This is a genomic window from Aliihoeflea sp. 2WW, from assembly GCF_000497755.1.
Taxonomy (GTDB): Bacteria; Pseudomonadota; Alphaproteobacteria; order Rhizobiales; family Rhizobiaceae; genus Aliihoeflea.
Window position 1 is genome coordinate 37,132 of the sequence record NZ_AYOD01000029.1, and the last position, 20,947, is coordinate 58,078.

Consider the following 20,947-nt stretch of genomic DNA (forward strand, 5'->3'; position numbering starts at 1 on the left):
TTCAATCCATCGAACCGGCAACCCGGCTCCCTGCGGCACCCTTGACCACTTCCACCAGATCGCCGGGCTGGATGATCGTCGAGCGCTCCGCTTCGATCTCCGTGGCGCCCTGATCCGTCGTCCTGATGATCCTGTAGGTCACCGGGACCTCCTCGGCATTGCTTGCGCCTTCGGCCTCGTAGACCGCCAGTGCGCGGCGATTGTCGGCAAGGCGTGCGACCAGCGCTTCGAGTTGCCGCCGCGTGTCGTTGAGTTCGGTTACGATCTCGACCTGGCGCTCGCGCGTGCCGTCGGCCGCGCGACCCTGTTCGGTGATAAGGCTTGCTTCGGCAGCGGCCAGTTGCGCATCCATCTCGGCCGCCGTGGCGTCGAGAAGCGCCAGATCGCCTTGCTGCTCCAGCAGTTGCGAGCGCTGCATATGTCCGCGATCGACGAGCGTCGTCGCCGAGGCGAGCCGCGTCTCCAGGAGTTCCTTGCGACGCACGACGGTGGCCTGCTGCTGGCGGACGGCTTCGAGGTTGCGCTCGCTCGTCTGCCGGAGCTGGTCCGACGTCGTGGCGAAGGACGTGCGTTCGAGGCGCCTGAGCTGAAGAAGGGCCTGCTCACGGCGCTGGATCTCGGCGACCTGCGCGGCATCGAGCCCCGGCTCGAGATCGGCCGGAACCGCGATCTCGTCCGCACCGGCAAGCTCGGCCTCCAGCCTGGCGACCGCGAAATTCAATTCGACGACCGACTTGCGGCCGGCTTCGATCTCGCTGCGCAGCAGGATGGCGCGATCGACGTCGCTGACCGCCAGCGCGGTCCGATAGGGACCGCCGGCAAGGGTGATCGCATGCAGAACCATCATTCCGGGACGGTAGGGAAAGACGCCCGGCTGCGTCACCTCGCCCGCCACGAAGACGGAGGGCATATGCGAGGGATGCGGCTGCAGCATGATCGTCAGGTCGAGGTCTTCGGTGTAGAAGCGGCGCAGGCGGTCGGCCGCCTCCTGTTCCAGTTCGTCCAGCGTCATTCCCTCTGCCGCCAGGTGCCCGACCATCGGCAGCGACAACCGCCCGTCGGGGCCGATCGTGACGTCGCGATTGAGCTGTTCGTCCTGCGCGACCCAGAATTCCAGCACGTCGCCCGGCCGCAATTCGTAGGCCTCCTGCGCATTTGCAGCGCCTGTCGCGATGCCGGTGACGAGAGCGCCGGCGGCGAACGCCATCGCCCGCGCCGCGCGCCCTGTTTTGATGAGGCCGATGGTTCTCAATGGATTTCTCCCAAAGCCATGATGGCGGTCGCATCGCCGGAAAAATGCAGTTCGGCGATCCCGACGAGGGTCGCGACGCCTCCTGCGCCCGACGCGATCAGCCGGTCGCCGACTCTTGTGAACGCGTAGTCGCCGGGCGTTCCGGGAAGGACGACGACATCATGTCCGCCGCCGCCGTGAATCCGGTCGCTTCCGCCGCCCGATACGATGATCTCGTCGTCTTTGCCGCCGATCAGGATGTCGGACTTTTGCGTGCCGACGAGTTCGACCGCACCGTGGGCGACGTCGAGGTGGACGCCCTGCGCAAAGGTGCCGGCCGGTCGCTGCGCCCACCATGCGGGGGTCTGCGCGTTGAAATCCGTCAACGCTCGCCATCGCGGATTGTCGTCGTCGAGGTGCCGCAGGCCGCCCCAACTGCCCCATTTCGTCGGTGCGGCGACGTCGACGAAGGCATTGAACAGGGTTCCGCCGGCCCGGCGCCATCCGGCGAGAAGGTCGGTATGGATGTCGCCCATTTCGGGCGTGTAGTTGAAATGGGTGAGGAAGGCCGTGATGGCGTCGTCATCGACCTGCGCGCCATGGCCGACGACATGCGTGCCGCCCTCATACATGATGAGATCGAGGCCGCGCGCCCGCGCGACGGCGGCATGATAGGGCAGCACGTCGTTCAGCAGCCTGTCGAGCGTGTCATCGGCGTTGCCGGTCATCGAACCGTCGCGCAACTCGATCGCGGCAAGGCGGGTCGCGAGGTCGTATTTGTGCGCCTCGACATACGCGTCGCGCGCGCTGCCCGAAAGCTGCGCCGCACCGGCTTCGGCGGCGGCGAGGCTGCGCGCGAGCCAGTCGCGAACGGCCGGCGCCTTGGCGTCGGAGACGAGGCCGCCGCCGACATAGCCCGTCACGGCATAGGCGTCGAACTGGTCGGCGGGCGGCCTGTTCGCCGCCGGGTCTTCGCCGACCCAGGATGGCGCGTCGAGGATCGCCGCTTCAAGGCCGAGCCATCCGGTCTGCGTCGCGATGATCTTCAAGAGCCGCTCGTCCACCTCATCGCCGAAGGCGGCGGTCCAGATGCCGGCGATCTCGCTGGCGCGCATGGCGTAGAATTCGACCCAGGTCGATTCCCGGTTCCAGCGTGCGCGTCCCTGCGCCTCGGCCCAGCGGGCCTGCTCGAACTGGAAGTTCCAAACTTCGTTGGAATATTCCAGATGCGCCTTCAGCGCCGGGTCGAGCGTGTCGCGAACCATCGCGGCGAAGCGCTCGACATAATCGTCATCGGCCATGTGCGGGATGTTGAACCAGGGATCGGCTGCAATCTCGTTGGCAAGCGCGACCATGATTTCGATCGGCACCCCGATGCGGGTATAAGTATATTCCGACGGCCTCGGACGATCCTGCCAGTGCTGCTGGCGCGAGCCGTTCGTCGCCATCCAGTCCATGAAGCGCAGCACGCGGAAATCCTCGATCCGGCGCAGCCAGTCGGGATTGAACACCGCACCGGTCTCGTGCAGCCTGATCCTGTCGTCGCGCACGATGGCGATGTCGCGAATGTAATCGCCGTTGCGCGCCGGATCGGTCTCGTGGATCGTCACGATCACATGTTCGCTGGCCGGATCGGTCGCAAACCAGATCTCGCCCGCCGCGCGCCGCTTGACATCGGCTGCCCCCGTCACTTCGATCCGGCCGCGGCCGCGATAGGTCAGGCGGTATCGCCCGGCCGTCGAAACCGCTTCGGCAGGCTGCGCGGTCAGGACCAATGTCGCCACGGCATCGAGTTCGTCGGGAACCGCGCGCAGCCAGCCGTCATCGTCGAGATAGCCACGGCTCTTCAGGTCGTCATGTGTCCATCCGCCCCATGCGCCCGGCAGATGACCGGTCCAGGGCCGGGCCGTCTTCATCACGTCCACGAAGGGCTGCTGGGTCGACCAGTCGACCACACCGGAAAGGCCGATACCGACCGAGGGATTTTCGATGCCGGTCGCCGCCCGCGTCGATGCAGGCGCGGCGTGCATGACGGAACCGGGCTCGACGGCGGCAAGCGCTGCGCCCAAAAGGCTGTGGCCGATGAACAGGAGGCTGACGAGGCTAAAGCTCATGCGCGCGCACCCCCGTCTTGGGATAGGAGGTGACGACCTCCCAGACGATCTCCTGCATCAGGCGCGCGGCCTCCGCGTCCGGTGCGTTCGCCGCACTGCCATCGGCCCGCTGCAATTCGTGCGGCAGGCCGAGCGGATCGCGATGGTAGAGCACCGCGACATGGGTGAGCGCGACGAGATAGGTGCCCAGATCGCTCAGATGGATGCCGTCGGTGAAGAGCGCGGAGCGGTCCGCGACATTGCCGACGCCGCCACGCGCCTCGACCTCGCGGACGAACCTGCCGAGCACCTGGCCGGCCGGGATGACATGGATCGCACGATCGCGCAGAGCGGGGACGAGGATTCGGCCTTCCCAATAGCGCGACAGGTCGCGGTCGATCCGTTGCAGCCATCCTTCCGGGTCGTCCAGCGGATGCCAGGTTTCATAAAGGTAGATGCGCGCCTGCGGATTGGCCTTCCAGCCCGCTTCGGCCCAGCGCTTCATATAGGCGGAGCTGTCGAAATAGCGCACCGCGTCCTTTATCTCGACCATCTCGGTCAAGACGAACGCATCGTAGTCGCCGCTCGCGACGGCCTCGCGGGCGGGGCGGTATCTGGGGTGGCCATTCTCGAGCTCGAACCCCTTGATCGAGGTGCCGGGCTCCCAATGCTCCTTCATCGTGGTGCCCCAGCCGAGCTGGCTTTCGTAGCGATGGTCCGCGCCTGCAAGCTGGGCGACCATGGCCGGCATGTCGCGCCCCACCAGGCTGTGCCCGAGATGGAAGACGCGCAGCGCACCGGCGGGTGCCTCGGTTCCGCGCGCGTAGAGCGCATCGATTTCGGCCGATCCGACGCTGCTTTCGTTGAATCCGAACGCTGCAAGGACGAGCAGTCCGGCCGCAGCGGGATTGAACAGCCTCGACATTCGTCACCCACCCCCTGAACTCATTCGACCCGGAACGCATTGCCCTTCCTCAGGAAGTTGAAGCAAATCATCGGAAGCATACATGTTCTAATTCGATCTAGACCGATTAGACTATTTGTATTTGCATTTGCGTAGTTTTGTTTTTTTACTATTGTTGCCGAGTAGATTTGAAATACGAGACGATCTATTTGGTTGGGTTTCAGGGAAGCAGACGCATGGCCGGCAGATTGCTGATCTACGCACCGGTCCCGCTGGCGATGATCGATGGCGTACTCCACCTGGAGGACCAGGCCTGCGACGGGCTTCGCCTCTGGGCGGCCAATTTCGACCACGTCACTGCGATCATGCCTCTCACGACCGCGCTGCCTGGCCCGAGCTGGGTTCCGCTTTCGGCACGGCCCGGGCTTGAACGGGTGTCGCTCGAACCCGTGCCGATGGCCTATCGCCCCGATCGGTTCCTCTTCCACCTGCCCGCCACGCGCCGGCGGATCGCGCCGGCCATCGAGGCGATCGGGCTGTCCTCATGAACGACCTTGCCATCATCGTCGTCAACTACAACGCCCTCGACCTGACGATCGACTGCATCGCCTCGCTCGTCGCCGACCCCGCTTTGCCGGCGCGGACCCGGATCGTCGTGGCCGACAATGCGTCACCCGCAGGCGATGCGGCACGCCTGCGCGAGGCGATCGCCGAACGCGGATGGGGCGAGCGGGTGACGCTGGTCGCGCATGCCCGCAACGGCGGGTTTGCTTTCGGCAACAACAAGGCCATCGCGGCAGCCGACGAGGCGTTCGGTCCGTCGCGGCTCTATCTGCTCTTGAACCCGGACACCTGGGTCCGGCCCGGAGCCGTGGCGAAACTGGTCACCTTCCTCGATACCCATCCCGAAGCCGGCATCGCGGGATCGCGTCTGGAGGACCCGGACGGCACGCCGCAAGCCTGCGCGTTTCGGTTTCCGGGCGCTGCCAGCGAACTCGAATCGTCGATCTGCATCGGTCTCGTCACCCGGCTACTCGAACGGTGGCGCGTCGCCCCTCGCATGCCGGACCACCCAACGCAAGTCGACTGGGTTTCCGGCGCCAGCCTGATGGTCAAGCGCGCGGTGATCGAGGAAATCGGCCTGCTCGACGAAGCCTATTTCCTCTATTACGAGGAACTCGATTTCTGCCTGCGTGCGGCAAAGGCCGGCTATTCCTGCTGGCACGTGCCCGAAAGCCGTGTCGTCCATCTCGTCGGCCAGTCGACGGGCGTGACGCGGCGCGATCCTGTTCGCGATCGCCGCCCCTCCTACTGGTTCCGGTCGCGCCGGCGTTACTTCGTCAAGCATCACGGCCGCGCCTACGCGCTGCTGGCGGACCTCGCATGGCTGGCCGGCCAGTCCGGTTTTCGCCTGCGGCAGGTCCTCACGCGACGCCCCGCCCCGGAGCCGCGCCTGATGAGCGATTTCGTGAAGCACAGTTGGCTGGCGAGCGGGTAGAGCGATGTCTGACTGCAGCACGATACAGCACCCTGCCGCCATGGAGCGGATCGGCATCGTCGTGATCGGGCGCAACGAGGGCCATCGGCTCGTCGGATGCCTGGCATCGCTGCAGGGATTGATCCGCAAGACCGTCTATGTCGATTCCGGGTCCACGGATGGCAGCGTCGCGCGTGCCGAACGCATGGGCGCGAGGGTCGTGAAGATGGAGCGCGGCGACCGGTTCTCCGCCGCCAAGGCGCGCAATCTGGGCTATCGGCAATTGATGCGCGAAGCGCCCGAAACGGCGTTCGTCCAGTTCGTCGACGGCGATTGCCTGCTCGACCCCGACTGGATCTGCACTGCCGTCGGGTTCCTGCTGCTCAATCCCGCCGTCGCGCTCGTCTGCGGCCGCCGCCGCGAACGCCGTCCCCAGACGAGCGTCTACAATGCGATGTGCGACCGCGAATGGGACGGTCCGCTGGGCGAGATCGAGGAATGCGGCGGCGACTTCCTGGCGCGCGTCGAAGCCTTCGACGAGGTCGGCGGGTTTGCCGCTCACCTGATCGCCGGCGAGGAGCCCGAACTTTGCGTCCGACTAAGGGAAAATGGCTGGCGGATCTGGCGCATCGCCGCCGAGATGACCTCGCACGACGCCAACATCCTTCATTTCTCGCAATGGTGGCGGCGGACCGTCAGGGGCGGTCACGCATTCGCGCAGATCGAGGCGATGCACCGGACGTCCGAGCACGGCCTCTGGCGACGAAATGTGCGGCGGGCACTGTTCTGGGGCGGGCTGGCACCAGCTCTCATCCTGGTGGCGCCCTTTGCCGGGCAATGGGTCCTCGCCGGCCTTCTTGCCTATCCGCTGCAATGGGCACGTCTGGTGCTTCGCGAACGAAACTATACGCGCGAGGGCCTGGCACGCGCCGGCCTGCTCGTCGTCGGTAAGCTCGCCGAGCTTCAGGGCATCGCGATGTTCTATTCCAGCCGTCTGCGCCGCCGCGATACCGCGCTCATCGAATACAAGTAGCGGGCGACCGTCAGGCGCGCTGCGTGATGCTGCGGCGGATGTCGGTGAGAACGAGCACTGCCAGCGGAACGACGGCGAGGACATAGCGCCGCCACAGACGGCGCGGTTCGCTGACCAGCCGGTGCAGCCATTCGAGCCCGAGACCGCGCATCCATTGCGGCGCGCGTTGCTTCAGATCGAGCATGAATTCGAGCGAGGCCCCCACGCAAAGCGCGGTGCCCGTCGCGCCGGGCCGCCTTGACCAGGCATGGGCGATGAACTCGGATTGCGGCGCGCCGATCGCGATGAAGGCAAAGCGCGATTGCTGCGCGGCAAGGAAATCCACGCAGGCCTCGAGCGCATCGCGATTGGCCGCGATCCCGGCCGGAGGCACGTGGATGCGAAACCGCAGATCGGGATAGCGGTTCGCCATGCCCTTGGCGATTTCCTCGCTGCCCGCGACAAGCGCGACCTCGTCGCCGGGACGCAGGACCGATCCAAACATCCGCGCCGTCAGGTCGGACCCCGTGACGTGGCCGAAATCGCCGCGCAGATAGCGCGACATCGCCCAGATGGGCTTGCTGTCGCAAAGGCAAAGCCAGGCATCGTCGTAGATGAAGGCGAGCTTCCTTTCCCGCGACAGCTTCACGACATGGTCGACATTGGGCGTGACCACATAGCGCAATGGCTGGCCGGGTCGCCGGGCGGACATCGAGGCGAGCACGTCCGCGAAGGTCACCCGATCGAAGGGCATGCCGAGAAACTCCGACCGCGTCGGCGGTGGCCAAAGCACATCGTGCGGCAGATCCGTCACCGTCATGGCGATCCCTCGAAACAAACCTAGTCGTTTCCAAGTATCGCCGCTCGCCGCAAAGCTTCGTAAGCTGACAATTTGTTCTAGATATCGATCAAAACCCCTATTGCCCCGAAGGTACGGCCGATCTTCTTAGCGGCCCCGCTCCCAACGGGGCCTGCCTGCGCCGACGGGAATGCGAACGGCCAGCGAGACGGTGGCATAGACGAGAAAACCCACAGGATCGCGCATCGCGAGCCGCGCCAGCCTGCCCGCCCCGAGCGCCGACTTCTTCTCATTGGCAAGCAGTGCGGGGTAGAGCCGTGCAACTTCCTCCACGCCGCGATCCTGCCGCCGCCTGACGCGAACGAGATTGCGAAATCCCTCGACCATCGGCCAGACATAGGATTCGGGCACCTCCACGCGGCGCTCCGGCGAAAAATGCAGACGAACGAAGGTATCGTCGGAAATGATGTCCGGGAAACGGCCCCACAATGCGCGTCCGGCCGCATTGACGGCGAACATCCCGCATCCGGGCGCACCATCGGCAACGAAGGGAAGCCGCGTCCAGAAACGCGCATAGCGGCGCGTGACGAGGCTCGATGGCCTGGCGACGACCAGCGCCCCGCACGCATAGACGGGGTCCGGCCGGTCGAGCGCATCGGCAACAGCCTCGATCAGCCCGGGACTGACGATGACATCGGCGTCGAGATAGATGCGGTTTGCATGGGCGGCATGGTCGTCGCCGACGTTGAGAGCATTCAGCTTGCCGCCCTGCGCGACGTCGATGACGGCGAAAAACCAGCCTCTGGTCTTGGCCCGGTCTGCAAAGCGTTGCGCAGCGGCGACCGTGTCGTCCCGGCAACCGTTCGCGACGACGATGATTTCGACGGGACGCGGCGTCTGCACGGAATCGAGCAACGAACCGAGAAGGCCGCCGATCACGGCCGCTTCATTGCTGGCCGGAACGATGACGCTCAATCCGTGCGAGGCGTCGCGATGGTCCATCCCAATCACTTCACATTGTCCATGCGGACTGTCCCTCGATCCGGATGGCAGAAGGGACCCCGCTTGCCCCGCCTGCCGGTTCTCCACCTCGCCGCCCGCCTGAAGTAGAGTCGCGCTCTTGATTTCGAGATGGCGCCTTTGGCGGCGCCGGTGAAGTTTTCGGCACGATGCACGATTTCACGACAGGCGCCAACGCTTTACGCATTCAGCAACGCCGGGTTCTAATTCTATCGATATCGCCCACTAGACCGATTTTCTCGGTTACGCGCGAAGAAAATACAATGAAAAATCGGTTAAATTGACTTTATGGATCGCGTAAGCGTTGCAGTCGGAGTTGGAAGCGATGGACAATCACTATGCTGCCTACTCCAATCGGGCAGCGATAGGGGACAAGGCCTCCGACGAGGCCGGTCGGCCCGATCTGGGCATGATCGTCTATTTCGCGGCGGCTCTGGACGTCGTGATCATCGTCCTCACCGCCGAGGCCTGCTCTCTCGTCTACAGCCAGCTCTACGAATTCGAACGCGCCGACATTTTGTCCAAGCATCTCGGCGCCGGCATCCTGCTGGCGGCTACCTTCGTCACGCTTTTTGCCTCGAAAGGAGCCTATCGCCCGAACGAACTGATGCGGGTTCAAAAGCAGATTCTGCGGATCGCACTCTACGGATTGATCTCCCTTGGATTTCTCGCGCTGTTGAGTTTTCTCTTCAAGATCGGCGACCAGTTCTCGCGCGGCACGACGCTGCTGTTCGTGGTCGTGTGCCCGCTCTTCATCGTGCTCTCCCGCGTGTTCTGGGCGCAGTGGATTCCCAAGGCCACCGCGCGCGGCGTGCTGCGGGCGCGACGCATCGTGCTCATCTGCGCGGCGGACTATCCGAGCGCACGCCTGCGCGAACAGATCGCCGACAGCGGCGTCATCCTCACCAACGTCCTGACGCTGCCCAAGAACCAGTCTGTCGGCCAGTGGATGGAAGTGATCAACACCAGGATCGCGCGCAGCGCCGACGAAGTTCTCGTCGCGTGGGAGAGTGCCGACCTGTCGTCGATCCGCGATCTTCTGGGCGAACTGCGGATGATGCCGATGCCGGTGAAAGTCGCGCTCGATCCGATGATCGCGGACATGATCCGCCATCCAGCGACACGGATCGGCCGTCTCGCGGCGGTGGAGGTCCAGCACGCGCCCTTGTCCGCGACCCAACATGTCCTGAAGCGCAGTTTCGACGTCGTCTTCGCGGCCTGCGCGTTGGTCACGCTGTTCCCGATCTTCATCATCACCGCAATCGCGATCAAGCTGGACAGCGCCGGGCCCGTCTTCTTCATCCAGCGCCGTCGCGGCTGCAACGACGCCACCTTCGGCATCGTCAAGTTTCGCAGCATGACCGTGCTCGAGGACGGCGAGACCGTCGTCCAGGCGACGCGCAACGACGCACGCCTGACGCGGGTCGGCGCGTTCATCCGGTCGACCAGCATCGATGAGATCCCGCAGCTCTGGAATGTGCTTCTCGGCCAGATGTCCGTCGTCGGCCCGCGACCGCACGCCGTCGTCCACGACGACAGCTACGATGCGCTGATCGCCCGATACGCCTTTCGCCGCAACGTGAAGCCCGGCATAACCGGATGGGCGCAGATCAACGGATTTCGCGGCGAAACGCCGACGATCGACAGCATGAAGGCGCGGGTGGAGCACGATCTGTGGTACATCCACAACTGGTCGCTCTGGCTCGACATCAAGATCGTCGCGCTGACGCTGGTCGCGCTCGCCGACCGCTCACGCGCCTACTGACGGACAGCCGGGGGGGCGCTCCGAAGCCAGGCCGAGCTGATCAGGAAATCCGCCGTCGCGCGCACCCGCCCCCCGATCCGATGACCTTGCCGCAAAGGCCCGGCCTGCCGCTTCAAAGCGGCCTCGTAGGAACGGGCGTCGGGGCCGATGTCGACCTCGACATCGGTGAACTCCAGCCAGACGCCCGTCATGGGAAACTGGCACTTGAAGACGCTTTCCTTGATGCTGAAGAGCATTTTCGCGTACGCCCGCGCCTGCTGCCGCGACATGGCGTCCATCGCCCTCAACTCGTCCGGCGTGCAGATAATGTCGAGGAGCGTCTCGTCGAGTTCGCCCGCCTGTTCGATATCGACGCCGATCCCCGCATAGCCACGTGAGCGCAAGGCGGCAACGGCAAGGCAGATCGAGCCGCTGTGACTGATCGAGCCGACCGTGAATTCAGGCCACACCGGCTCGCGGGATGGTCCGCTGGGAATGGCTGTCGGCGGAATGCCCAAGCGGGCGAGTGCGCTGCGTGCGCAGTGCCTCCCGGAAGCGAATTCGGCCCTGCGCGCGGGCGCGGCGGAAGCGATGAACAGCCGCTCGGCCGGGAAAAGACGTTCCATGCGCGCGCCGACCTGCGCGGTCGCGATCGCCACATCGACGTCGAACAATCCGCCCGTCTCGAGCACCGCTGTCGCTGGGCCGCAGATGATCTGGGGCTCGCCCATAGCCATTCAGACCCGCGCGCCGACGCCCTGCTGCATCCGCGCCCGCCGCAATGCGGCCCGGTCTGCGACCGAACTCAATCTCTCGTTCGACGAATTGCGGTTGGCAAGATGCGCGGCAAGTGCGCCGACGGTGGGAAACCGGAAGAGATCGGTGATGGTCAGTTCCGGCGCGATCGATGCCTTCAGGTCGCGGTGGACCTGAACCGCGAGCAGCGAATGGCCGCCGAGCGCGAAGAAATTGTCGGCCAGCCCAACCCGCTCGACACAGAGGACCCGCGCGAACGCATCGGCGATGGCGCGCTCGCGATCGTCCTTGGGTGGGAAGTGAATCGCTTCGACGGCCGGCGCGGAGCGTTCCTCGACCTGCGGCAGCCGCCCGCGGTCGACCTTCGCATTGGGCGTCAAGGGGAAGCGCTCGAGCTCGACGAAACGCGAGGGCACCATGTAGTCAGGCAGCGCCTGCGCAAGGTGGGCGCGCAGACGCGCCTGATCCACGGGGGCGGAAACACGCAGATAGCCGACGATGCGCGTGTCGCCCTCGTCCGCCTGCTGCGCGATCACCACCGCCTCGGCGACGCCGGCGAAGGACTGGATGCGCGCCTCGATCTCGCCGAGTTCGATCCGGTAGCCCCTGACCTTGACCTGATGGTCGCTGCGGCCAAGGAAGCGCAGGGTCTGGCCATCGGGCTCGAATGCGACCAGGTCGCCGGTTCGGTAGAGCCGGCCGCCGCCGAACGGGTTCGCGATGAACCGCTCGGCCGTCAGGTCGGGACGACCGAGATATCCCCGCGCGACGCCGTCGCCGCCAATATGCAGCTCGCCCGCCATGCCCGCCGGAACCGGATGGCCGAGCGCATCGAGGACGTAGAACTGCGTGTTGGCGATCGGCCTGCCGATGGGCACGACGCCCTCCGTCGGCTCCGCCGCCACGGTGGACGACCAGATGGTCGTCTCCGTCGGACCATACATGTTCTCGATCGTGGCGCCGGTCGCCGAACTGAGTTCAGCCAGCAACGTCCCCGGAAGAGGCTCGCCGCCGATCATCAGATGCGCGATGTTTCCCATGGCACGTCGATTGTCCGCATCCGCCAGAAACATCCGCGCCATCGACGGCGTGCATTGCAGATGGGTGACGCCATGCAGCGCCACTTCGTGCGCGAAACCGCTTCCAGGCGCCGTCTCCCCGACGCCGTCACGGCAGGCGGCGACGAGCTCGGCGAGCGGGCGCAGACCCGCCAGCACGATGTCCGTTTCGACGCCGAAATCGATCAGGCAGGCGACTTCGTCGACGCCGATCGCGGTAAGCTGCGCGATGCGCGCCTGGCAGTCCTCGATCGTGCCGAACAGGCCGCTGTCCTCGAAATAGCGAAGGAAGGCGAATTCGAGGATGGCGTCCATTTCGTCTTCGGCGAGGTCGCGCAGGTCGATATCCATCGCGTTGGCCGCGCCCGCAGGCTTCTTGAAGGCGGGAAACGCCCAGGCATATTGCTTGATCAGCGCCGCCGCGCTGCGCAGATAGTTCTTCATCGGCTCGCGCGCACGCTCGCGAACCTCCTCGCGGTCCTCGCCGACGAGGGTGTGCAGCATCAGCGTGACCTTGTGCGCAGCCGGATCGCGGCCGGCCTGCGCCAGTGTCGCGCGGTAGACGGCGATCTTCTCCGCGAGCTCGTCGATCGACTGGCCGAGCAGATGCGTCAGAACATTCGCGCCGAGTTCGGCCGCTTCGCGGTAGCTCGCCGGATTGCCGGCCGTCGTCAGCCAGACCGGAAGCTCCGCCTGCATGGGACGCGGCTGCGTGACGACGGAGACGGATTTATCGCCCAGCGGGAAATCGACGGCGTCGCCGCGCCACAGGCACCGGACGGTCTCTATGTCCCGCAGCAAAGCGTTCTTGTTGCCCGGCGGTGCGTTTTCCGGGCGCAGCACGAAGTCCTCCGGCATCCAGCCCGACGCAAAGGCGAGTGCAACGCGGCCGTTCGACAGATTGTCGACGACCGCCCATTCTTCGGCGATGCGGATCGGGTGGTGCAGCGGCAGGACGCAGCTTCCCGCGCGGATTTCGAGATTGGAGGTGACCGCCGCCACGGCAGCTCCGGTCACGGCCGGATTGGGATATGGCCCTCCGAACGCATGAAAATGACGCTCCGGCGTCCAGATCGACTGGAAACCATGCGCATCCGCGAATTTGGCGCCTTCGAGCAGAAGGCGATATTTCGCCGGCCCGACGCCGTCATCATTGCCCCAGTAGAACAGCCCGAAATCAATCGGCCGAGCGCCGGGCGTCGACCGCGGCGCAGGGGAAGCCGCCATGCGGTGCGCGCGATGGATCTCGCTGGCATGGATCACCACCTTGAACCCACGCGACAGGGTCCAGAACAGCTCGAGCACGGAAATGTCGAAGGAGAGGCTGGTCACGGCCAGCCAGACGGGCTGCTCGCCGGCGGGAATCGGGATGCGATCGTCCATTCCGGCGAAGAAATTGACGACGTTGCGATGCTCGATCATCACCCCCTTGGGACGACCCGTCGAACCGGACGTGTAGATGATATAGGCGAGATTGTCCGCGCAGACGGATGGCCGCGCCGGCAGCGACTTTCCGCCGGCGACAAGCTCGGCAATGTCGAGCGAAAGGACGCCGGGTGACGTCGCGACGGGCGCAAGCGCGCGCTCGGTGAGCACGATCTTCGCACCGCTATCCGCGACCATGAGCGACAGCCGGTCCTCGGGGAAGTCGGGGTCGAGCGGAACATAGGCGCCGCCGGCCTTCAGGATCGCCAGCGCCCCGATGACGAGTTCGATCGATCGCCGGACGTGAAGACCGACGGGGACGTCGGGGCCGACGCCTCGATCGACCAGCGCCGCCGCGACGCTGTTGGCCGCGCGGTCGAGCTGGGCATATGTGACCGAGCGATCAAGGAAGGCCACCGCAACGGCGTCCGGCGTCAGCCTTGCCTGCCTGGCGAACTGGTCGTGAACGCAGGCATCGCGATCGAATTCCAGCGTGGTCTCGTTGAAATGGACCAGAAGGCGCTGCAATTCCGCAGCGGAGGCGACCGGCATCTCACCGACGCTGCGACCGCCATCGACGAAGGCCTTCGCGAAGATCGCGAGCCGGTCCGTCAGGTCCTGCGCTTTTGCCGGAGAAATGCGTCCGGAATCGCAGACTGCCCGCGCCTGGCCGTCCGGTCCGATGACGAAAGTGATCGCGCATCCCGCAATCGCGGGCGCACCGTTCGGATCGGCGGTCTCCACGATGCCGATCGACAAGGAAGGCCGAGGCAGATCGGGGCGACGCATGAAGATGTCGGTCAGGAAGCAGATCTTGGAACGTGCCCGCTCGAAGCCATGTGCGAGACGGTCGCGAAGTTCGGCGGGCGAGAGGTCGAGATCGCAGGCCATGTCGACGGGCACGCTGTCGGCGACCAGCCCCCGGCTTGTTCGCGCCAGTCCGCGCGACGTGTCATTGCCATAGGCAACGGTATATCGCGACTTTGCGAACAGGCGCGCCAGGAAGGCGGGGATGATGGCCATCATATCGGCGAGCGTGGCGCTCTCCGGCAGATGCAGCGTGATCGTCTGCGGCGTGGCGCTGACTTCCCCGGTCCATTGCGGATCGAGATCGACCACGCTGGCGAGCGCCGAGACCCAATGCGCCTCATGCGGAACCACCTGGGCGACGATCTCGTCGACCGCATGGAGGAAGTCCGCGCCCGCGGCGGGGAGGACCTGCCCCGAGACGAGCCCTTCGCCGAGCCGCTTCCCGCCATCCAGGGACCGACCCTCGATCCGCACCGGCCGGTCGCCTGTCGCCACCACGATGCCCTCGGCGTCGACGGCGATCACGGTTCCGGGCGCGCGGGCGCCCTGCCCTTCGTCAAGGATGGCAAGACGCTCGACCGCATGGATGCCGTCGGGCGTTGCGACCTTCGGGACGACGAGCGGGTTTGCGTAGCGCACGCCGAAATCGAGCGCCCGGCAGATGCGCGAAAGTTCCGCCGAACTGCGGCTGAGGTTCAAAAGCCCCGCCCCCGCGGGCCGTGCGCTCCGGCGATAGAGCACCCGGCCCTCACGCTGCAGCGGCCGATGATCCAGCGTCGAATTCTCGATCGAGGTGATCAGCTCGGCAAAGCTTGCGATGCCGGCTTCGAAACATTTCGCGTTGAGGGTGAGGACGGTTTCGTCGGCATCGATTTCGAAGCTGCGTGTGGCAAGGATATCGCCCTCGTCGATCCCGCCCGTCATGGCGTGCCAGGTCACGCCATGGCTTTGCGCTCCTTCGAGGATTGCCCAGGACGGCGTGTTCAGGCCGGCATAGCGCGGCAGCGGGCCGTCATGGAAGTTCACCGCACCTGCCCGCGCGACGCGCAGGACGTCTTCAGGGACGAGACGCAGATTGGCGATGCTGAAGAGCCAGTCGAACGCGACCGGACGAAGGCTGGCCGCCAGATCGTCGCCCCAAGCACCGACATCGAGATTCCGGGAGCGCGCCCAATCCGCAATTGCGGGCGCCTGGGTCACGACCATCGATATCGAATGGCCACGCTGAACGAGAACCTCGCCGCATTGAACGAGCAGCGACTCATCGCCGACAAGTACGGCTGCGAATTTCGACATTGGCTGACGAACCCCCGACGCCCGATGCTTCAAGTCACTCCCAAGAAGCGACACCAACATTTATGACGAAGGGGCCAATACATTTCCATCAATCGTATGATTGATTATGATCTACTCAAGTGATCGTCGACACGATGACCAGGCACGACAGGTCGCTTGGAGCCGAGACGAAGTCGCGATGACGCAAGCTCGCTTACGTCATCAGATCTGTCGTACAACGGACATTAATTACACCTGCTCGTTCGCCGATCTAATCGTCGCCTGAGCGGTGCGGTATCGGCTGGTGTCCAAGAACTTCGATCCGCTGAATATTGGTGCTTCCAGTGTCTCGGGCCACATTTTTTCGATCAGCGCGAAAACCACTGCCGCACTTGTCCTGTTCTCGATACTGGTAGAGAGCATCATCTCCAGAATGATTCGGCAGTTGTAAATCATATACGTCTCGAAGTACGCTCGGCCATCTCGATAGAGAGCGCCATAACTAACTGGCAGACGGTGCTCCCAGTAGAAAATGTCCGTGTAGTGGAGATTTTGCCAGTCTGACACAACAGTCTAGACTTGTGTGGAAATCAGCAAGTCATTGGCCGTCAGTCGTCGAAGGAAAGCTGGACTTTCGTGAAGCGCGTGCGGTCCGCAGCCATTGCGAAAGCCGTCGCGGCGTCGTCGAGATCGTGCGTTGCGGAGATGATCGGGCGCACGTCGATGCGGCGCGAAGCGATCAGGCCGACGGCCTGCGCGTATTCGCCGACGAAGCGATGCGTTCCGACAAAGGCGATTTCCTTGCCGACGAGCAGGTTGAGCGGCACGGCGACGTCGCCGGCGACGCCGACTTCGACCAGCGTGCCCTGCGGACGGGTGGCGGCGATGGCGGAGCGGATAGCCGGGCCGGCGGCCGAACATTCGAATACGACGTCGAACGTGCCTTTGCCCGCGCCATAGGCGTCGAGGCGCTCGACTTCGGTCCCGACATTGATGGTTTCGTCGGCGCCCATCCGGCGGGCGGTCTCGAGCGCCATGTCCTGCAGGTCGGTGACGACGATGTGGCCCGCGCCCGCATGGCGCAGCGCCGCCACGACCAGCGCGCCGATGGGACCGGCTCCGGTGACGAGCACCGACTTTCCGGCAAGGTTGCCCGCCGACATGCCGGCGCGGTTCAGGGCATGGAGGCAGACCGCGAGCGGTTCGGCGCAGGCCGCCTCGCCCAGCGAGATTTCAGGATTTTCGATCCGCACGCACTGCAAGGCATCGACCACCATCAGGTCGCGGAAACCGCCCTGCTCGTGCGGATAGCGCAGCGCCGAGCCGAAGAAGCGCATTGTCAGGCAATGCTGTTGCAGGCCTTCGCGGCAATAGCGGCACTGGTTGCACGGGCGGCTGGGATTGACCGCCACGCGATCACCGACATGCAGCTCTTCGACATCCGGCCCCGTCGCACGAACCGTTCCGGCGACCTCATGGCCGAGGATGATCGGCTCCTTGACGCGGATCGGACCGAAGCCGCCATCTTGGTAGTAATGAAGGTCGGAACCGCAGATGCCGCCCGCCCCCATCGCGATCAGAACCTCGCCGGGGCCGGGCTCGCGGACGTCGATTTCCTCGATCCGCAGATCGCCCTTGGCATGGAGACGGCAGATTCGTGTCTTCATCGAATACGATCCTGGAATCAGCGCGCCATCAGCGTCGTCGGCAGCCATGTCGCCAGCGGCGGAATGAACGAGACGAGCATCAGCACGATGATGTTGGCGAGCAGGAAGGGCATGATCGCCTTGACCACCGGCAGAAGCGGCAGGCGGGCGATGTTCGCGCAGATGAACAGGCACACGCCCACCGGCGGCGTCGTCAGCCCGAGCATCAGGTTGAGCACGGCGAAGGTCGCGAAATGCAAGGGATCGATTCCGACCGCGGTCGCGAGCGTCAGGAGCGGCACGAACAGGATGATCAGCGCCGCGATGGTCTCCATGAACATGCCCACGAACAGGAGAAGCACGTTGATCAGGATGATGATGAGATATTTGTTGTCGGTGATCGACAGCACCGCGGACACGATCATCTGCGGGATGCGCTCGGCCGACAGGATCGAACCGAACACGTTGGCGAAGCCGACGAGCGCGAGGATGCCGGCCGAGGAAACGGCGCTGTCGATCAGGATCTTCGGAACCCGCTTGATCGGCAGTTCGCGGTAGATGAACGCACCGACGACGAACGCGTAGATCGCCGCGACGATCGCGGTTTCCGTCGGCGTCGCGATGCCGGTCATGAGGCCGCCCACGATCAGCGCCGTCATGGCGAGCGCCCAGAAGGCACCGAAGAAGGAGAGGCCGAGTTCGCGAAGGCCCTTCCATTCCTGCCGCGGAAAGTTACGGCGCACGGAGATGATGTAGCAGGTGATCATCATGCCGACGCCAAGCAGGATGCCCGGGATGGCGCCGGCCAGGAACATCTGTCCGACCGAGATGCCCGAAAGAGCGCCGACGATGATCATCGGCACGCTTGGCGGGATCATCGGTCCGACCGTCGAGGAGGCGGCGGTGATGGCAGCGGAAAAATCGGCCGGGTAGCCCGATTTCTTCATGCCCGGGATCAGCACCGAGCCGAGCGAGGCCGCATCGGCGACGGCGGTTCCCGAAATGCCGCCGAACAGCATCGAGCCGGCCACGTTCGTCATGCCGAGCCCGCCGCGCATCCAGCCGACCATCGCATTGGCGAAGCGGATGATGCGCTCGGTGATGCCGCCGCCATTCATCAGGTTGCCGGCAAGGATGAAGCCGGGAATGCAAAGCAGGACGAACACATCGATGCCGGCATACATGCGCTGCGGGATGACGACGAGCGGCAGGCCGGCGGCGACGATGTAGGCCAGAGACGACAGGCCGAGGCAGACGGCAACCGGCACGCCCAGCGCGAGCGTTATCAGAAACGTTCCAAACAGCCAGAACAGATCCACGCTATTCCTCCTCGGCGAACTGGGTGCGCCCGTCATCGACACCGACGAGCATGCCGATGACCCGCAGGAGCGCGAAGACGAACAGGGTGACGGCAAGGACGAGAACGCTGGCGTGGACGAGGTCCATCGACCAGCGCAGGCTGGGCGAGGTCTGCATCGCGCCGATGGTGGTGAAGCGCCAGGCGGGTGCGATCATCAGCAAGGCGAGACCAGCCGTCGCGATGGCGGAAACGAAGCGCATCCACCAGGCTTTGCGTTCAGAGACGGCTTCCTGAAGGATGTCCACATTGACGAGATCGCCGCTGCGATACGAAAGCCCGACGCCGAACGCCGCAAGATAGAGCAGCGCGAAACGCGACAACTCTTCCGTCCAGATCGGCGAACTGGCCGAAAAGGTGCGGGTGAAGACCTGGATCGCGACGGTCACGATCAGGATCGCGAAGACCGACCCGAGCGCGATGCGGCACACAAGGCTCAATCCGGCGATGAAGGTACTGACGGCTCTCATGGGCGATCGCCTCGTTTCGGTGACAGGGCGCGGCCCGCGAGGAGCCGCGCCCGTTTCGTTGCGCAATTAGCGGCTGAACAGGTCTTCGACGATCGGACGGATGCTTTCGTCGACCGAGTTGATGACCGGCTCGCGCGCGGCTTCGGCGAAGGCGTCCGCGTCGACCTCGACGAAGGTCATGCCCTTCGTCTCCAGATCGTCGCGGATCGCCTGCTCGTCGGCCAGAAACTGCTCGCGCTCGAATTCCTGCGCCGCGGCTGCGGCCGTCATGACATGGCCCTGATCCTCTTCCGAAAGCTGGCTCCACACCTGCTCGGAAATGGTGAGATAGATCCACGAACGGACATGCTCGGTCAGGTTGACGTGGCTCTGGACCTCGTTGAAGGAAGCCGACTGGATCAGCGCCAGCGGGTTCTCCTGGCCCTCGATGGTGCCGTTCTGAAGCGAGGTGAAGACCTCGGAAAAGGCCATCGGCGTCGGCGCGGCGCCGAGCGCGGACCAGGTGTCGACGAAGAGCGGCACGTTCGGCACGCGCATGCGGAAGCCGTTGAGGTCGGACGGCGCCTTGATCTCGCGGTTCGAGGTCAGGTTGCGCGGACCACGTGCGAAATAGGCGATCGGACGCACCTGGGCACGTTCGATGACCTGCGCCTCGATCTGGTCGCCGATCTCGCCGCTGGCGACTTCGTCCATCTGTTCGAGCGTCGTATAGGCATAGGGTACGGCCAGAAGGGCTGCCATCGGCGCCCAGTTCTGGAGGCTTTCGCCGGTGATGGTCATCTCGACGGTGCCGAGCTGCATGCCGTTGATGAGGTCCATCTCGCGGCCGAGCGAATCGTTCGGGAACACCTCGACGGCGATGCGTCCGTCCGTCAGCGCCGACAATTCCTCGCCGAACTTGACGGACGCCTTGTGCCAGGAGTTCTGCTCGTTGGCGAGATGGCCGAGCTTGAGCGTCAGTTCCTGCGACAGCGCGCCGGACGTGGCGAGTGCGGCCAGCGCAAGGCCGGCTGCAAGCGATTTCATGGTCGTCTTCAAGGTCATGTCGATCCTCCCTTTGGATTGTTGGATGTTCGCTGTTCGCTCATCGCACCGCACCGAAGAGGTCGGGCCGCGCCCGCGCCACTTCGGGCAGCGATTTCAGGATTTCGCGCAGATGCGTGCGCATTGCCGCATCGGCGCCGGCCACGTCGCGGGCGGTGACGGCGGCGACGATGGCTTCGTGCTGCTCGATCAGGAGGCGCACATGCAGTTTCTCGACGCTGAGATACCGCACGCGGTCCATCTGCGCCTTCACTTCCTCGACGACGCGCCACGCATAGGATTTGCCGGCCATGTCGGCGAGCGTCCGGTGGAAATGCTCGTCGAGCTTCACGAAGGCGTCGGAATCGTCTTCGGCGACGTTTTTCTGCGCCGCGATCTGGCGCTTCAGTTCCGTCTCGATCGCCGCATCGCAGCGTTCGGCGACGAGCTTGACGACGTCGGCCTCGATCGCCTCGCGCACGAAGCGCGCGTCCATCACCGCCTCCGTCGAGATCCGCGTGATCATCGTGCCGCGCTGGGGACGGATTTGCACGAGTCCCGCCTCGGCAAGCTTGATGAAGGCTTCGCGCACCGGCTGACGCGAAACGTCATAGGCCCGCGCGATCTCGGTCTCGGAAATGAATTCGCCCGGCAGGAGCTCGGTGCGCACGATACGCTCGCGCAGCCGCCGGTAGAGCTGCGGCGCAATGGCGGCTGCTCCGTCGATGTCGTGCGTGCGTACCGATAGCGCGTCGGTCAAATGTCGTCCTCCCTGCGGCAATCTTATCCTCCATACTTCCATACTAGTCAACTCTTGTGTATGGATTCGTCACGGGCGGCGTGGCAT

At 64.9% G+C, this 20,947-nt stretch carries 16 protein-coding genes; 4 read left to right on the top strand and 12 right to left on the bottom strand.

Annotation, left to right across the window (positions count from 1 at the left end; genetic code table 11):
• Position 1: 1 nt before the first annotated feature.
• The 3 genes from ALII_RS0113510 to ALII_RS0113520 are packed head-to-tail and all read right to left on the bottom strand — an operon-like array spanning position 2 to position 4,249.
• The gene (locus tag ALII_RS0113510; RefSeq protein ID WP_035449926.1) at positions 2-1,252 is read right to left on the bottom strand and encodes a polysaccharide biosynthesis/export family protein; all 1,251 of its coding nucleotides are present in this window, start codon (positions 1,250-1,252) and stop codon (positions 2-4) included.
• A complete protein-coding gene (locus ALII_RS0113515) occupies positions 1,249-3,345 on the bottom strand; it encodes a hypothetical protein (protein WP_024587842.1) in 2,097 nt (698 codons plus the stop codon). The genes ALII_RS0113510 and ALII_RS0113515 overlap by 4 nt, the downstream gene beginning before the upstream one ends.
• Entirely contained in the window at positions 3,335-4,249 is a 915-nt protein-coding gene (locus ALII_RS0113520) for a hypothetical protein (protein ID WP_024587843.1), read from the bottom strand. Before ALII_RS0113520 ends, ALII_RS0113515 begins: the two co-directional genes overlap by 11 nt.
• Positions 4,250-4,464: 215 nt before the next feature.
• Here ALII_RS0113520 and ALII_RS0113525 point away from each other — a divergent pair, with 215 nt between their 5' ends.
• The 3 genes from ALII_RS0113525 to ALII_RS0113535 are packed head-to-tail and all read left to right on the top strand — an operon-like array spanning position 4,465 to position 6,738.
• Positions 4,465-4,776 carry a hypothetical protein gene (locus tag ALII_RS0113525; RefSeq protein WP_024587844.1) on the top strand — a complete coding sequence of 104 codons (312 nt, stop codon included), beginning with the start codon at positions 4,465-4,467 and terminating at the stop codon, positions 4,774-4,776.
• The gene (locus ALII_RS0113530) at positions 4,773-5,726 is read left to right on the top strand and encodes a glycosyltransferase family 2 protein (protein WP_024587845.1); all 954 of its coding nucleotides are present in this window, start codon (positions 4,773-4,775) and stop codon (positions 5,724-5,726) included. Before ALII_RS0113525 ends, ALII_RS0113530 begins: the two co-directional genes overlap by 4 nt.
• Before the next feature lie 4 nt (positions 5,727-5,730).
• The gene (locus ALII_RS0113535; protein ID WP_244437436.1) at positions 5,731-6,738 is read left to right on the top strand and encodes a glycosyltransferase; all 1,008 of its coding nucleotides are present in this window, start codon (positions 5,731-5,733) and stop codon (positions 6,736-6,738) included.
• A gap of 10 nt (positions 6,739-6,748) precedes the next feature.
• On the opposite strand, the gene ALII_RS0113540 is transcribed toward ALII_RS0113535, so the two are convergent.
• Entirely contained in the window at positions 6,749-7,537 is a 789-nt protein-coding gene (locus ALII_RS0113540; RefSeq protein ID WP_024587847.1) for a WecB/TagA/CpsF family glycosyltransferase, read from the bottom strand.
• Between the two features lie 126 nt (positions 7,538-7,663).
• Entirely contained in the window at positions 7,664-8,518 is an 855-nt protein-coding gene (locus ALII_RS0113545) for a glycosyltransferase (RefSeq protein ID WP_024587848.1), read from the bottom strand.
• 343 nt (positions 8,519-8,861) lie between these two features.
• On the opposite strand from ALII_RS0113545, the gene ALII_RS0113550 reads away from it, so the two are divergent.
• Positions 8,862-10,301, top strand: a complete 1,440-nt coding sequence (locus tag ALII_RS0113550) for an undecaprenyl-phosphate glucose phosphotransferase (protein ID WP_024587849.1) — start codon at positions 8,862-8,864, stop codon at positions 10,299-10,301.
• Here ALII_RS0113550 and ALII_RS0113555 read toward each other — a convergent pair.
• From ALII_RS0113555 to ALII_RS0113590, 7 genes are all read right to left on the bottom strand, one after another.
• Entirely contained in the window at positions 10,295-11,017 is a 723-nt protein-coding gene (locus ALII_RS0113555) for a 4'-phosphopantetheinyl transferase superfamily protein (RefSeq protein WP_081718997.1), read from the bottom strand. The genes ALII_RS0113550 and ALII_RS0113555 overlap by 7 nt on opposite strands.
• Complete coding sequence (locus ALII_RS0113560; protein ID WP_024587851.1) at positions 11,018-15,625, bottom strand: MupA/Atu3671 family FMN-dependent luciferase-like monooxygenase; 4,608 nt, start codon at positions 15,623-15,625, stop codon at positions 11,018-11,020.
• Positions 15,626-16,212: 587 nt separating this feature from the next.
• The gene (locus ALII_RS0113570) at positions 16,213-17,271 is read right to left on the bottom strand and encodes an L-idonate 5-dehydrogenase (RefSeq protein WP_029660527.1); all 1,059 of its coding nucleotides are present in this window, start codon (positions 17,269-17,271) and stop codon (positions 16,213-16,215) included.
• Between the two features lie 17 nt (positions 17,272-17,288).
• Positions 17,289-18,569 (bottom strand): TRAP transporter large permease, encoded by a 1,281-nt coding sequence (locus ALII_RS0113575; RefSeq protein WP_024587854.1) that lies wholly within the window; start codon positions 18,567-18,569, stop codon positions 17,289-17,291.
• Position 18,570: 1 nt separating this feature from the next.
• Complete coding sequence (locus tag ALII_RS0113580; protein WP_024587855.1) at positions 18,571-19,077, bottom strand: TRAP transporter small permease; 507 nt, start codon at positions 19,075-19,077, stop codon at positions 18,571-18,573.
• 66 nt (positions 19,078-19,143) lie between these two features.
• Entirely contained in the window at positions 19,144-20,121 is a 978-nt protein-coding gene (locus ALII_RS0113585; protein WP_024587856.1) for a TRAP transporter substrate-binding protein, read from the bottom strand.
• A 40-nt stretch (positions 20,122-20,161) separates the two neighbouring features.
• Positions 20,162-20,860, bottom strand: coding sequence for a GntR family transcriptional regulator (locus tag ALII_RS0113590; RefSeq protein WP_024587857.1), 699 nt, complete (start codon positions 20,858-20,860; stop codon positions 20,162-20,164).
• Positions 20,861-20,947: the final 87 nt, after the last annotated feature.